We start from the raw sequence: 13,519 nt of genomic DNA on the forward strand, positions 1-13,519 counted from the left end.
AAAATTTAAATATTGGTAACTTCAAGCCTTATCTGATCTGAGACTTCACTAAATTTATAAAGCAAATCACCACACTTATACTCTATGCATTTTTCATTGATCTCATCTTTTTTATCTTTTTTAGACAAGATTTTCTTCATAACGCTAGGAAGCTCTCTTTGCAAAAGCAGTTTATAAGACATCCCCATGCCGTGAGTTAGTGACTTTATAAATTTGCCATCAACCTCGCTCTCATCTTTTATCATATGAAGTGTCGCGTCAAATTTAAGCTTCTTAAGAGCCTCGTAAAGCTTGGTTTTATCCTTTGATGGGGCTATATCTGTGTCATAAATGCAGTGATGGCTAACGTAAACTGGTTTTTTATAGCTACTTTGAACAGTTAAATGATCTAAATTTAGGATATTTCTTATCTCTTCTCTTGCATCACTAAAATAATATGGTGATTTCTCATTAAGAGTCCAATAAGTTTTATCACAGAAATAAAGATTTAAATTTTCATATAAATTTCCAGTGCCACAACCAAAAAATCTAGTAAAATCAATCTCCTTGCCAAAACCAATAAGTTTCCATAAAAATATAGCGTAAGAGCTATTATCTATCACCCCATCAACTAGCCATGGAGCGATCTTAGCGCACATATGTGACAGATATCCACCATGTGAGCTGCCTACCATTATCACTGGTAGATGCTCAAATTTGGCACTATTTATATATTTTTTTGTATAAAGCACGGCATTTAGCACGTCCATTGCTTGCATAACGCCAAAATTTTGGTATTCATTTTTTGTCGGTAACATAGTCATACTGATATCTAAAATAAAATCATCTGGCAAGACCCCGCTCTCTTTTCTAATAGTGATCTCCTCGTTAAGACTTTTAAGTAAAACGCAGGTTTTATCATAGTTATCAACTATTTTTAAATCAATAGGTAAAGTTATACCGATCTTTGCCAATTCTCTTATTAGTATCGCGCGGTCTATATCATCAAGCCCAATTTTTGCCCCAAGCTGTGGGCGGTTGCCTATACAGTGATAATCCACACTAATGCATGCCACATCATAAGACTCTACCATGCTTCGCATGAGATGGGTTCTATAGCCAGAGTCAGAGTCCTCTCCAAAACCAGAGATGATAACTAAAAGAGCTTTTGCCTCTTTAACATCGTCATAACAGGCATAAAAAGATAAAGCAGAGCTTCTTTTGATACCAAGCTCCACATCATCACAAGATAAAATTTCGTAGCTTCCATCAACTAGCATCTTAACTCCTTTTAAATTTCGCTAAATCTCTCTACCTTTGTGAGACGTTATAAAAAAAGCTAACGATCTGTTTTGCTAGGCGCTCTTTGAAAAATGGCCAAATGTAGCTTGGCGAATAGACATTGCCAGCTTGCATGAGCGAGATATTTGTCGCTTTCTCACCGCCATCTTTTGGGCGCACTAGCACGCTTACTTGCATGTAGTAAGCATAGCTGTTTGTGCTAAAGTCGTCATCATAATCATAGTCAAATGGGAAAAACATCGAGTAGCCAAAGCCAAAACTTGGTCTGCCAAAGCCATATCCCATGCCCATTGAAAATCTAGGATCTCTTTTGGTTGTCCTAGAAAAACTTTGCACGTCGCCAAGGATGATGAAGTCGGCATTTTTGATATTTGGCTCATTTCTAAAGCCAGCCTTTGCAAATTCGCTTAAAATTTCAGCATTTACATCTTGTCCGGTCGCGCTATTTTTAAAATTTACATAGACGCTTTTGTTTGCTTCACCAAGCGTAAAAAAGATCGGATCGCTCGTTTTTACCGAGATATTTGGCGTGCTGCTAGCACATCCGACAAAAAATACCGCCAAGACAAATAAAAAGAAATTTCTCATCTTCACTCCTATAAGAGCGATCTTATAGCACCTTCAAGCACACTTTTTGGTGTAAGACCGATAAATTTTGATCGCATCTTACCATCTTTATCAAAAAAATAGATAACTGGCACGCCCATAACGCCACCAACTGCCTTGCTGAAGTAATCCACCGAGACCTTATCACTTGTAGTTTTAAAGGTAATGTTGTGCTCTTTTAAGATTTCGATATCCTTATCAAAGCCCTTGCTAGGCCCTAAAATGCCAATGAACTGAACCTCTTTGCCATACTCTTTTTCAAGTGCGTTTAGATCAGGGATCGCAGCCTTGCACACCCCACAGTCCGTGCCAAAGAAAAATAGCATATATGGCTTGTCACCTATCTTTAGGCGCTTTTCGGTAGGGAAAAACTGCGTATCGATGCCACTTGAGTCATTTAGCGTGATGTGGTGCTTCTCATACTGCTTGACGCAGCCCAAAACTAGGGCTGATACTAGACATAAAAGTAAAATTTTATATCGCATTTGGCACCTTTGGATTTTCGATAGTGCGGATCTTCTCTAGTTTGCCATGTCTTAGATAGACGATCTTATCGCCATACTCGCCTAGATCTGGGTTGTGAGTGACTAGAAGTATCGTCTTGCCCTCTTTTCTTAGCTTGCAAAAAAGATCAAGTATGATCCTCTCATTTGCCTCGTCAAGGTTACCAGTTGGCTCATCTGCTATTAAAATTTCAGGGTCGTTTATGAGCGAGCGTGCGATACAAAGGCGTTGTTGCTCACCACCACTTAGTTGACTTGGTCTGTGTGTTAGCCTGTGAGAGAGACCAACTGCCTCAAGTGCCTTTTTAGCATCCTCTTCATCAACTGAGCTGTGATAATACTGCGCTATCATCACGTTTTCAAGCGCGCTAAGATATGGCACTAGGTGAAACTGCTGAAAGACAAGTCCGATCTTTTCACGTCTAAATTTAAGCGTATCATCAGCGTTTAGGTTGCTCGCATCATCGCCGCCAAGCATATAGACACCACTACTTGGAGTATCCATTAGAGAAAGGATATTTACAAGCGTACTCTTACCGCTACCGCTTGGACCCATGACGCTGACCCACTCGCCCTTTTTAACCTCAAAACTTATATCATCAAGTGCTTTTACATCGCCAAAAATTTTACAAATATTTTTAAGTTCTAGTGCATTTTGCATATCATTCTCCTCTTAGTGTATCTGCCATTTTGTTATTAAGTGCCCGCTTAATCGGGTAAAACGCTGCGATCGCTGCAAAAAGAAGTGATATGACCACAGCTACTGGGATGCTTAGAATTCTAAAATCAATACTAGAATCAAATATCGCATAACCTAAAATTTGAGCTAGTAGATAACCTAAAAACGCTCCGACTAACGCTGAGATGAGCGCTGTCACAAATGTTTCAAAGCCAAACAGCCTTAGCACGTCTTTTTTGCTTGCGCCTATAGCTCTAAGAAGTGCGATCTCACGTGATCGAGAGAGCAAGATAGCACTAAGCGTTGTATTTACGCACATTGAAGTAATGAGCAAGATGACAAGGCTGACAAGTGCCATTAGAAGTTTGATCTTTTCTAAGATATAACCCTCAGACTTTGAGACCTTTGCCACTGGTTTTGCGACTATTTCATCGTTGCTTATAGTTTTTGCAAGCGATGTTATCTCATCAAAATTTCCAAGCACAACAGCTTCAGCATAGTTTATCTTGCCAACTTTGTTTGAAATTTTCTGAGCCAAAGATAGCGACGTGATCAAAAGGGCATCCTCTTTGTCGCCACTTGCCACTACGCCTTTTATCTTTACATTTATGCTCTCGTTTGAGCCAATGGCACGAATTTCTATATCATCGCCTGCTTTAAAGCCAGCTTGACGAGCAAGATCGACGCCTATTAGCACGTTTTTATCGTCAAAATCAACATTTATCATCGCTCCATCTCTAACATCCAAAAACGGCTTAACTTTTTTTAGATTGCTAAATTTTGTCCCCATGACGATGGCATTTGTCGGACCGATATTTGCCTGAGCAAAGAGATAACCGCTCTCGCCTAAAAGCTTATCTTTTGGCACTTTAGCGATCATTTCATTATAGGTTTTTTCACTCATATCATCACTTGTCGCCATATCTTTTGGAGCAAAGATCATATTTGCACCATAAGTTTTTAGCTCGCGTGAGACCTTTGAGTCGATATCCAGATAGACATTGACAAATGCCGCACACACGCACGCTCCAAGCAAGATCGAGACCACGATGACCATAACCCTTGATGAGCCATTTTTTAGGCTTTTGTAGATCAGGTTGTAAAAGAATTTGCTATTTGCGGTCATATAGCACCTCCGCAGGTAGTAAATTTATGACGTTTCTCATTGGCATTAGCGAGCCAACGACTGAGATGAGCAAGGCAAATGCCACGCTTATTGGCAGCACGATCCATGCTATGCCTATGCCGTGAGAGAAGATGATGTAAGACATCACGTAGCTTAGCGCGTATCCTAAAAATGCTCCAGTGATGCCTGCAAAAAAGGCAACCACAAGGCTCTCGCTAGCAAAAAGAGCGTAAATTTCAAAGTTACTTGCGCCTATGGCTTTTAAAAGACCGATCTCTTTTTTGCGGCGGTAAATTTCACTTGTCATTAGCGATGTTATGCCGATGGCTGAGACCACAAGAGCGATGATACTAACGATGCCCATTAGGCTTTGAATTTTCTTTACGATATTACTCTCAGCGTCGCTTACTTGAAGGCTTGCTTTTGCGCTAACATTTGGTAAATTTTCTTCTATCTGAAATGCGATCGAGCCTGCATAGGCTGAGCAGTACCATTTATCGTACTCTGCGCTATCAAGGTTGTCTAAATTTCTTCTTGCTTTTAGCGATAGATCGTTTTCTGGGATCGTCATGGCTGAGACCTCAGCTTTTGTGTATGAGCCAGCGTGACCTGAGAGATCGCCAGCAAGTTTGAGCGAGCCTATTAGCTTATGTGCCTCGTCGCTTGCCCCTTTTAAGATGCCAACCACGCTAACCTCTTTTGTGCCGTTTTTGCCCACAAGGCTAAGCTTGTCGCCAACTTTTAAATTTTTAGCCTTTGCAAGCTCATCTCCTACTAAAATTTCATCCATGCTCTCATCTTTTGGCCAAGCGCCCTCAACACCCCAAAATCCATACAAACTCTTAACGCCTGTGCTAAATTCTGGCTCATCTTTTAGTCCGATATTTTTATCAAAATATGTCCCCTCAAAGCTAAACTCATCGCCCTTAGCGTCTTTTACCTTTGTCTCTAAAAACGGAGCAAAAGCGACGATGTTATTTCGCCAAAAGATCTCTTTTATCTTGTAGATATCAGCTTCTGGGAGTAAATTTTGTGATTTTAGTGGGGTGAAATTTTTACCCTCGATCTCGATGCTTAGGCTCTCACCGCGTGGTAAAACGACGATATTTGAGCCATATCCTCTAAGCTCGCTTGCCACTTGATCGCCGATTTTTAGCGTGATATTTAGCATGCAAGCTATCAAAAGAGCAGCTAGTAAGATGGTGATAAACGCCATCGTCTTTTGCACCTTTGAGCCAGTGATCGAGCTTTTTATCATTCTTAGTTGCATATTTTTCATTTTAACGTTCCATTTGTTTCTACATATTTTTCTGGATTTGCTTCAAATTTCGCCTGAGTTTCGTTGCTCTCAAAGAAATATGTGCGTCCGTAGTATAAATATGATCTTGAATCAAGATTGCTCACCTTTTTATGGCTTACAGGGTCAAGCACCATCTTTTCGACGACTTTGCTAAAGTAGTTTGCCCCTGCGACGATCGTTTTGTAATCCACTATGATATTTTTACCATCAAAGGTAAATGCCATAGGGATCGGGTTACAACCGCCCTCTTTGCCAACTGACGGCAAGAAAATTCTAACATTACAAGAGATACAAATAAGGTCATTACCTCTTTTTATGTAGCCCATATCGCCACATATCATGCACGAGTCAAAGACGATGACTGGAGATGGGCGGTCGCTAAAGCGGTTTAGCAAGAAAAATCTTATCTGTTTGCCCTCATCTGTGATGTAGGCAAATCTGTGAAGTTCATTATCTTTTAACATATCAACATCAAATATAAATTTATCTCCCACTGGCTCAACCAAAACTGGCTCTGAAATTTGAGGTGGGCGAGATGCGTAAAGATCAAAATAAAGAGAGAAGCCAAGTGCTATTAAAACGCTGCAAAATGCAAATTTTGCATTGTCAAAGACATTTTCTCTAATGGCTTTTGTAAAGCGGTATTTGATAGAGCCAAACGTGCTCTTATCGATACTTTTTGGCATAAAGCAAAGTGCGATGATGCATAAAAGTAGGATCACTACTATGTAAAAATAGGCACTAAATTCTGTGACGTAGATGCCTTTTGCGCTGATAGATAAAATTTGAGAATTTAGCTCGCTACTTATCTTTAAAGCGCCTGCACGTAAAAGCTCGAGTGCAGTTTGTGAGCTTCTATCAACTAGTAAAAATATTAGTGTGATAAGAGCTAAAATTTTAGCTACAAATGATGGGATGCTAGCTTTTAAATTTGAAATGAAGAAAAATAAAAACAGCATCAAGATCATCGCAAAGATCATCAAAAAGAAGCTAATAACTGAAAGCGTGTCAAGCAACTCGCCGCCAAAAAGTGGGAACAATGCGCTACTTGAGCTATAACCAAAGCCAAAGCCGATGCCTAAAATAAAAAATGTTACGATTTTTGCTATCTTAAGCTCGAAAAATATCCATAAAATGCTAATTAGTAGAAAAACCAGTGTCACTGAATCTATGAAAATTTTAAACTGGTCATCAACAAGCGCATGACGAGCAGCTTTAAAGATAAGCACACCGGCAACAACGCCAAGAAATGATGGTAAAAAGATCGTTTTTAAACTTTTGCCATTGTTATTTAAGGCAGCAAAAAGCGTAAATCCAAGGAGGGCTAAAAAGACCTGATAGAAGTAAATTGACATAACTAAACCCTATGAGAATTTTTAAAAAGGGGCGAGAACGCCCCAAAGTGATTATTTAACAGGACCACCTGTCCATTGAAATTTATAAGTTGTTGTGAAAGGCTCAAACCATTTACCAACACCAGTCTCTTTGTCAGCGTGGCGACCAAAGCCTTGTTTTTCTGGATTGTCGATGTGGAATTTAAGCTCATAGTTGCCTACACCTGTATCCATTTTTACGTTAGCGCCGTAGTGTGGGCCATCGCTTGCAACCATAGGCATAAATGTACCTTTTTTAGTTTTACCATTATCAAGGTTTTTTAGCTCATAGTTGATCTTTAGATATGGGATCCACTCGCCTTCGCCAAAGCCGTTTTTGTTGCCTTTTATAGCCTTGATGTCAGCTTCTAAGTGAAGATCAGCTAAGCTTGGAGCTAGATCAACGCCTTTTGGTTCCATGTCGATTGGCTCAAGATAAACAGCAGCTATCTCCATGCCATTAGCCTCTACAGGATCGCCGATTGGGTGCTCTCCAGCAAGTGCAAAACCAGCTGCTAGACTAAGTGCTAGAGCTGAACTAAGAATTTTATTCATTTCCTCTCCTTTTAATAAGATTAGTTTTTATTTTGTTTTGATTTCATGATAACGATGCCTATAATTAGGGCAAGCACCATAATGATTTGAGGTATTAAACTCTCGTAATATGGCATAAGTCCTAGCCAGTCTCTCATCCAGTCAGGAAAATTTAGTCCTTTTATGATAGTTGGGATGAAAATTTTGCCCTCAACTAGCTCGCCAACGCCCTTGCCAACAAAGACGATCGACATGTAAAAGATGATAGCTGATGTAAATATAAAAAATGGCTTAATAGGAATTTTAATAGCGAAAATTTTAAATAAGAAATAGACTATCAAAAGAACGATAAGACCTACAACAAAGCCAGCTGCGATCATTAAGTAGCCAGCTGAGTCTTTTGCATCAAAGATAAGCGCTTGATAAAATAGCACTGTCTCAGCACCCTCTCTAAATACCGCTAAAAATACAGTCCACCAAAGCGCCGTGCTTGAGCCACTTGAGATAGACTCAGACACATGTGATTTGATGTAGTCGTTCCATTTTTTAGCACCAGCATTTGAAAGAAGCCAGAAGCCAACGTAAAATAGAAGTCCCACAGCAACAAGCATCGTGATGCCTTCCATAAGCTCTCTTTTTTGACCTGCTGCCTCGCCAAAGATTATGTTCATTATCCAAGCCATGACAAAGCTTAAGATGACAGCCACACCAACTGAGCTATATACGACCTTGCCCATAGCTTTTGCATTGCCAGTTTTGACAAGATATGCAACGACGGCTGCAACGATGATAAGAGCTTCAAAGCCCTCTCTTAAGATGATAGTTAGTGCCCAGATAAATAGCGTCCAAGGTGAGCTTGAACCGCTAGTTTTCTCAAGTGCAGCTGCTAGCTGAGATGACATCTTGCTTGCACTCTCTTCAAGTGTTTTTTCGTCTGCACCTGATTTCATAAGGGCTACAAGGTTACCAAATGTAGCTTCGATAGCTGTTTTTAAATTTACATCTATCGCACCTACTTTGTTCTCCATGCCGCTACCTTCAAACTCATCAAAGTAGATGTCTTGGATATCGCCCATAGCTTTAGCGCTATTGCCACCTTTGTAAAGTGCGATGGCTGCTTGAATTTTGTCATTTATGTTTTTAACAGTTTGAGTGTAGTCTGTGCCACTATCTTCGCTGCTATCGCTAGATGCTGCACTACTCATATCAACTTTTGCTAGTTTTACTGTTTCAGCTGGAAGTTTTGCAACGGCATCATAAGCTAGCTTTTTGATCTCTTCTAGCTTTACTTTAAAGTCATCTTTGCTTATGCCATTTGTGATGCCACTGATCGCTTCACCCATCTTTCTTTGGATGTCAGCATCTATGCTTTTGCCATTTTCTATATATTGGCGAACGGCGATTTCAAGTTGAGTGTTTCTATAATCATTAAATTTAGCATCTTGGATAGAATTTTTAGCATCATCTTGTTTATCACTCTCGTAGCTTGCTATGGCTTTATCAAGAGTTGCTGATAAATTTTCAAATGCCACCTTCCACTCAGGGATAAATTTAGAAGTGTCATAGCCACTTGTAGCAGCTTGTGCTGGGGTGTCTGAGTACTCACCAACAAGCTTATGTCCATTTAAAATAACTGGCAAAACTTCAGCGATTTCGCTATTTATCTGATCTATTCTTTTTTGCACGTCATCTGGTGCTTCGCCAGCTTTTATCGCCTTTCTGATCTCGCCAAACTGCTTCTCCATAGAGTAAGCTTTTTTCTGACCTAAATTTATTCTGATGCCAGCTTCGACATCTTCAAATAGGCCAAAATAAGCATTTTGAGTATCGCTAACTGCTTGCTCGACGTTGCCAGCTCTATACTCTGTTATTACTTTTTGTAATGACTCTTTTATCTGAGCTGCGACTTGTGTGTAGTCGTCATTTTTTGCTACAAGCCAGATAGGCAGTAGCATGATAAGCATAAATTTAAAAATTTTATTCATTAGTTAAACCACCTGTAAAATATATTTTGCCCGAATATTAGCAAGCCTTTACTTTGATTAAAATAAAAACGATTATCATAAAAGAATGTAAATTGAAAGCATAAATAATATTTTTTACAATCTAATAATCAACTTTACGTAAATTTAGGGCTTTAGAGGGTTAGAGTAAAATTTCATATTGAGATAAAAAAGTTATATATTTTTGATAATTTTAATAGATAAGAAAAATTATTGATGAAATTTTAGATTATAAAAATCATAAAAATAATTTAAATTTTATAAATTTAAAAGGAGAGCAAGCGCCCTCCTTAATGTTATACGTTTAGTCCTGTATTTCTTAGCATAACGCGTTTGCGATATACATTTGAAACCTCAGCAGCGTCGCCAACTAAAAGTGCGTTTGTAGAACAGATAGCCGCACACATAGGCACTTTGCCCTCAGCCATTCTGTTTTGACCGTAAAGCTCTCTCTCCTCGTGTGAGTTAGTTGGCTCTGGACCGCCTGCGCACATAGTGCATTTATCCATTACGCCTTTTACGCCAAATGCCCCATCTTTAGGAAACTGTGGCGCACCAAATGGACAAGCATATAAGCAGTATCCACAGCCTATGCACTTGTGTTTATCGTGAAGTACGATGCCATCAGCTCTAATGTAGAAGCAATCAACCGGACAAACTTGCTCGCAAGGTGCATCGGTGCAGTGCTGACACGCGATAGTAGTTGATACCTCTTTGCCCTCGATACCATCGTGAAGTGTGATAACCTTTCTTCTATAAATTCCAACCGGAAGCTCGTGAGCAGAAGAGCAAGCGACTTGACATCCAAAGCAGCTGATACATCTATTAGTATCTACAAAAAATTTCATTCTTGCCATTTTTCTCTCCTTACTCTTTACCTAAGGCGTCTCTCTCGCCATACTCGTGATAAAACGATGTTTTAAAGGTATTCTCTTCAGCTTTTTCTATGCGGCAAAGACCTGCGTTAAATTCTGAAATTTGAGTAACAGGGTCAAATCCGTAGTTAGTAACTGTGTTAAAGCTCTCGCCGATAACATAAGGCTTAGTGCCCTCTGGGTAGCGAGCTGAGAGATCGACACCTTGCATAACGCCAGCGAAGTTATAAGGCATACAAATTCTATCTGGAGTTACCATATAGCTGTGGTAGCATCTTACTTTGATCTTCGTGCCTTGTGGGCTGTGGATCCACATCATATCGCGATCTTTTATGCCGTATTTTAAAGCAAGCTCAGGGTGAACGTTAGCAAACATCTCAGGTGTGATGGCTGAGAGATATTTACTTGTTCTTTCGATCATTCCCGCACCACTTAAATTTACGACGCGTTGCGTGCTAAATACGATAGGGAATTCTTTTGACCAGTCTTTTGCTTGTTGCTCTGACTTAAATTTAGTAGAAACACGAAAATTTCTAGCTTGATCATCAAATGTTGGATACTTTTGAACAAGATCCCAGCGTGGTGAGTGGATAGGCTCTCTATGTTTTGGGATAGGATCAAGGAATTCCCAAACGATAGCTCTAGCCCTTGCGTTACCATACGGCACGACCCCTTTTTCACGGCATTTTTCTAAGATGACGCCACTGTAGTCCATGCTCCAGCTTGGTCCTATTTTAGCTTTTTCTTCTTCTGTTAGAGTGATGCCTAGGACTTTTTCTATGTTATCTTTTGTGATTTGTGGGTAGCCACCTTTTATAGCTGATCCAACCAAAGTTGCCTCTTCGCTAGCTAGCTGACTAACGCCGTTATGCTCTAAGCCAAAGCGGTTTCTAAAGCCAGAGCCACCCTCTGCGTAAGGCTTGCTCATATCGTAAAGTATCGGTGTGCCAGGGTGTTTTTCATCCCATGCTGGCCATGGCTTGCCGTAGTACTCGCCTTTTACCTCGCCGCCAAGACCTATTAGCGTATCTGGGTCAAATTTATCCCAGTTTGCTTGGTGACGTCTAAACATCTCAGCAGTTCTGCCGCCATAACCGATAGAATTTCCAACCCTTGCTATCTCATTTGTCGCATCATCTGGCCATACAAAGTCATCTTTTACTTGTTTTAGCTCTCTATCTACGACAGCCATCTTCATGCCTTTTACGTACTCATCGTAAAAGCCAAATTTCTTAGCAAATGCAAACATTACTTCGTGATCGCCCTTGCTCTCGTAAAGTGGATCAACGACTTTTGTTCTCCACTGACCTGAGCGGTTTGTAGCGTTTAAGTGACCTTCGTTTTCAAAGGCAGTTGCCACTGGCAAGATATAAACGCCATCTTTTCTATCTGAAAGGATAGAAATTTCATTTACAAATGGCTCAGCAACTACGATCATATCTAGTTTTGAGGCTGCTTCTTGGATTTTAGCTAGGTGCGCCATAGATGTAAGGCCAGTTCCTTGAACCCAAAGAACTCTTAACGCGCCACTGCTAAAGGTATTTTCCTCTTTTAAGACGCCTTGCCACCATTTTGAAAGCGACCAGCCTTTTTCATTTCTCCAGTTTCTATCCTCTGGATTTTTAGGATCGTGGTAGTAATACTCTTCAAAAACAGTATTTTTAACTGGTGTGCCGCCTTGTTTTGGCTCTTTAGTTGAGACTGCAAAGCGTTTGATAAACTCGTCATAATCAACACCCCAGCCTTGGCAGTAGTACTTCCAAGCCGCGTCAGTTAGTCCGTAATACATCGGCAAGCTATCTGAGAGGTTACACATATCGGTTGAGCCTTGAACGTTGTCGTGACCACGGATGATGTTACAGCCACCGCCTGGTTTGCCCATGTTGCCTAGGATTAGTTGAAGGATAGGTAAAATTCTAGTATTTGAGCTACCAACTGAGTGCTGAGTGATACCAAGTGCCCAGATCACCGTGCCTGGCTTGGTGTGAGCTAGGATATTTGCAGCTTCCATTAGCTTATCAACCGGCACGCCTGTAACGTCAGATGTGACCTCTGGTGTCCAGTGCTCAGCCTCTTTTGCTATCTCGTCGATACCATAAGTTCTATTTTTTATAAATTCTTTATCTTCCCAGCCATTTTTTAAGATGATGTGGATAAGGCCATAAACAAGTGCTATATCAGTGCCTGATCTTTGTCTTAGATAAAGGTCAGCGTGTGCAGCTGATTTTGTAAAGTTTGGATCAGCTACGATCACCTTTGCATTGTTTCTATCTTTTGCTTGCAAAGTGTGCTTCATACCGCCAACTGGGTTTGCCACAGCTGGGTTTGCACCTATTATAAATATACATTTTGAATTTGCAGCCATGTCTCCAAAGTGGTTTGTCATCGCGCCATAACCCCAAGTATTCGCCACACCGGCGACTGTTGCGCTATGTCAAATTCTTGCTACGTGGTCGTTGCTGTTTGTGCCCCAAAACGCAGCAAATTTTCTAAAGTAATATGCTTGCTCGTTGTTAAATTTCGCAGATCCTAAGAATATAACGCTATCAGGACCGTCTTCTTTACGGATCTGAAGCATCTTATCGCCGATCTCATTTACAGCTTGATCCCATGAAATTCTTTGCCATTTGCCATCAACTTTTTTCATAGGATATTTGATGCGTTGTTTGCTGTGTGTAAGGTCGATCTGATCGATACCTTTTGAGCAGTGTGAGCCTTGAGATATCGGGTGAAACATCGCCATATCTTGACGAACCCAAACGCCATCTTGTACCTCAGCCTCGATACCACATCCTGCTGAGCATATAGAACAAATAGTTCTAACCTTTTTTGAGCCAGGGAAAGGATCTTTTATCTCCTCTGCGCTAGCGTGTCTTATCGTATCATTTTGTCCAAAAGCCATTGTGGTGCCAGCACCTAGTGCGGCTAGCTTTAAAAATGAACGTCTTCCTATACGTGCATCACTCATGGTTTTCTCCCTTAGTATGCGATTTTATAGTAGGTTTCCCAGTTCTTGCTTTTTTTATAAAGCACCTCTTTTTTGTTAGACTTGCCTACGACAACGCCATTGTCATCAGGAGCCAAGTCATCGCTAGTCACTTTTGCTACGGCTGAGACTGCGAGTACTCCGCTGGCAGCACCGACTTTTAGAGATTTTTTGAGAAAATCTCTTCTTGATCCTTGCATTTTTTCTCCTTATGCCTCAAAATTTTTGAGAAATTTGGTTCAATAATATGTAA

Annotated in this window: 12 protein-coding genes and 1 pseudogene; all 13 read right to left on the minus strand. The window is 40.4% G+C overall.

Annotated features, from left to right (window positions below; genetic code table 11):
- Window positions 1–5: 5 nt before the first annotated feature.
- The 13 genes and pseudogenes from CVS86_RS04170 to CVS86_RS04230 all read right to left on the minus strand — a co-directional run bounded on the left by CVS86_RS04170 (window position 6) and on the right by CVS86_RS04230 (window position 13,466).
- Window positions 6–1,259 (minus strand): DUF2920 family protein, encoded by a 1,254-nt coding sequence (locus tag CVS86_RS04170; RefSeq protein WP_107791066.1) that lies wholly within the window; start codon window positions 1,257–1,259, stop codon window positions 6–8.
- A gap of 31 nt (window positions 1,260–1,290) precedes the next feature.
- Entirely contained in the window at window positions 1,291–1,869 is a 579-nt protein-coding gene (locus CVS86_RS04175; RefSeq protein ID WP_107791067.1) for a hypothetical protein, read from the minus strand.
- Window positions 1,870–1,877: 8 nt separating this feature from the next.
- Window positions 1,878–2,372, minus strand: coding sequence for a TlpA family protein disulfide reductase (locus CVS86_RS04180; RefSeq protein WP_009294896.1), 495 nt, complete (start codon window positions 2,370–2,372; stop codon window positions 1,878–1,880).
- On the minus strand, window positions 2,362–3,051 hold the full coding sequence (locus CVS86_RS04185) for an ABC transporter ATP-binding protein (RefSeq protein ID WP_004317741.1): 690 nt from the start codon (window positions 3,049–3,051) through the stop codon (window positions 2,362–2,364). Before CVS86_RS04185 ends, CVS86_RS04180 begins: the two co-directional genes overlap by 11 nt.
- Window position 3,052: 1 nt before the next feature.
- Complete coding sequence (locus tag CVS86_RS04190; RefSeq protein ID WP_107791068.1) at window positions 3,053–4,195, minus strand: ABC transporter permease; 1,143 nt, start codon at window positions 4,193–4,195, stop codon at window positions 3,053–3,055.
- Window positions 4,182–5,474, minus strand: coding sequence for an ABC transporter permease (locus CVS86_RS04195; protein ID WP_009294899.1), 1,293 nt, complete (start codon window positions 5,472–5,474; stop codon window positions 4,182–4,184). The genes CVS86_RS04190 and CVS86_RS04195 overlap by 14 nt, the downstream gene beginning before the upstream one ends.
- Window positions 5,471–6,850 carry a Fe-S-containing protein gene (locus tag CVS86_RS04200; protein ID WP_107791069.1) on the minus strand — a complete coding sequence of 460 codons (1,380 nt, stop codon included), beginning with the start codon at window positions 6,848–6,850 and terminating at the stop codon, window positions 5,471–5,473. The genes CVS86_RS04195 and CVS86_RS04200 overlap by 4 nt, the downstream gene beginning before the upstream one ends.
- 51 nt (window positions 6,851–6,901) lie before the next feature.
- The gene (locus tag CVS86_RS04205; protein ID WP_107791070.1) at window positions 6,902–7,423 is read right to left on the minus strand and encodes an iron transporter; all 522 of its coding nucleotides are present in this window, start codon (window positions 7,421–7,423) and stop codon (window positions 6,902–6,904) included.
- A 20-nt stretch (window positions 7,424–7,443) separates the two neighbouring features.
- The gene (locus CVS86_RS04210; protein WP_107791071.1) at window positions 7,444–9,387 is read right to left on the minus strand and encodes an FTR1 family iron permease; all 1,944 of its coding nucleotides are present in this window, start codon (window positions 9,385–9,387) and stop codon (window positions 7,444–7,446) included.
- 314 nt (window positions 9,388–9,701) lie between these two features.
- The gene (gene fdh3B / locus CVS86_RS04215) at window positions 9,702–10,262 is read right to left on the minus strand and encodes a formate dehydrogenase FDH3 subunit beta (RefSeq protein WP_021084543.1); all 561 of its coding nucleotides are present in this window, start codon (window positions 10,260–10,262) and stop codon (window positions 9,702–9,704) included.
- A gap of 10 nt (window positions 10,263–10,272) precedes the next feature.
- Window positions 10,273–12,927: a formate dehydrogenase subunit alpha gene (locus CVS86_RS04220; protein WP_234399229.1), complete on the minus strand. Its 2,655-nt coding sequence runs from the start codon at window positions 12,925–12,927 to the stop codon at window positions 10,273–10,275.
- Between the two features lie 60 nt (window positions 12,928–12,987).
- Window positions 12,988–13,248: pseudogene (locus CVS86_RS10005) on the minus strand (hypothetical protein); the annotation flags it as partial.
- An 11-nt stretch (window positions 13,249–13,259) separates the two neighbouring features.
- Window positions 13,260–13,466, minus strand: coding sequence for a twin-arginine translocation signal domain-containing protein (locus CVS86_RS04230; RefSeq protein WP_004317725.1), 207 nt, complete (start codon window positions 13,464–13,466; stop codon window positions 13,260–13,262).
- Window positions 13,467–13,519: the final 53 nt, after the last annotated feature.

The organism is Campylobacter concisus, assembly GCF_003048605.1.
GTDB classification, from domain to species: Bacteria; Campylobacterota; Campylobacteria; order Campylobacterales; family Campylobacteraceae; genus Campylobacter_A; species Campylobacter_A concisus_BM.

Excerpts from the sequence above, each read along its gene's own strand:
- CVS86_RS04170 (WP_107791066.1), bottom strand. The coding sequence starts at position 1,259 with ATGCTAGTTGATGGAAGCTACGAAATTTTATCTTGTGATGATGTGGAG.
- CVS86_RS04175 (WP_107791067.1), bottom strand. The coding sequence starts at position 1,869 with ATGAGAAATTTCTTTTTATTTGTCTTGGCGGTATTTTTTGTCGGATGT.
- CVS86_RS04180 (WP_009294896.1), bottom strand. The coding sequence starts at position 2,372 with ATGCGATATAAAATTTTACTTTTATGTCTAGTATCAGCCCTAGTTTTG.
- CVS86_RS04185 (WP_004317741.1), bottom strand. The coding sequence starts at position 3,051 with ATGCAAAATGCACTAGAACTTAAAAATATTTGTAAAATTTTTGGCGAT.
- CVS86_RS04190 (WP_107791068.1), bottom strand. The coding sequence starts at position 4,195 with ATGACCGCAAATAGCAAATTCTTTTACAACCTGATCTACAAAAGCCTA.
- CVS86_RS04195 (WP_009294899.1), bottom strand. The coding sequence starts at position 5,474 with ATGAAAAATATGCAACTAAGAATGATAAAAAGCTCGATCACTGGCTCA.
- CVS86_RS04200 (WP_107791069.1), bottom strand. The coding sequence starts at position 6,850 with ATGTCAATTTACTTCTATCAGGTCTTTTTAGCCCTCCTTGGATTTACG.
- CVS86_RS04205 (WP_107791070.1), bottom strand. The coding sequence starts at position 7,423 with ATGAATAAAATTCTTAGTTCAGCTCTAGCACTTAGTCTAGCAGCTGGT.
- CVS86_RS04210 (WP_107791071.1), bottom strand. The coding sequence starts at position 9,387 with ATGAATAAAATTTTTAAATTTATGCTTATCATGCTACTGCCTATCTGG.
- fdh3B (WP_021084543.1), bottom strand. The coding sequence starts at position 10,262 with ATGGCAAGAATGAAATTTTTTGTAGATACTAATAGATGTATCAGCTGC.
- CVS86_RS04230 (WP_004317725.1), bottom strand. The coding sequence starts at position 13,466 with ATGCAAGGATCAAGAAGAGATTTTCTCAAAAAATCTCTAAAAGTCGGT.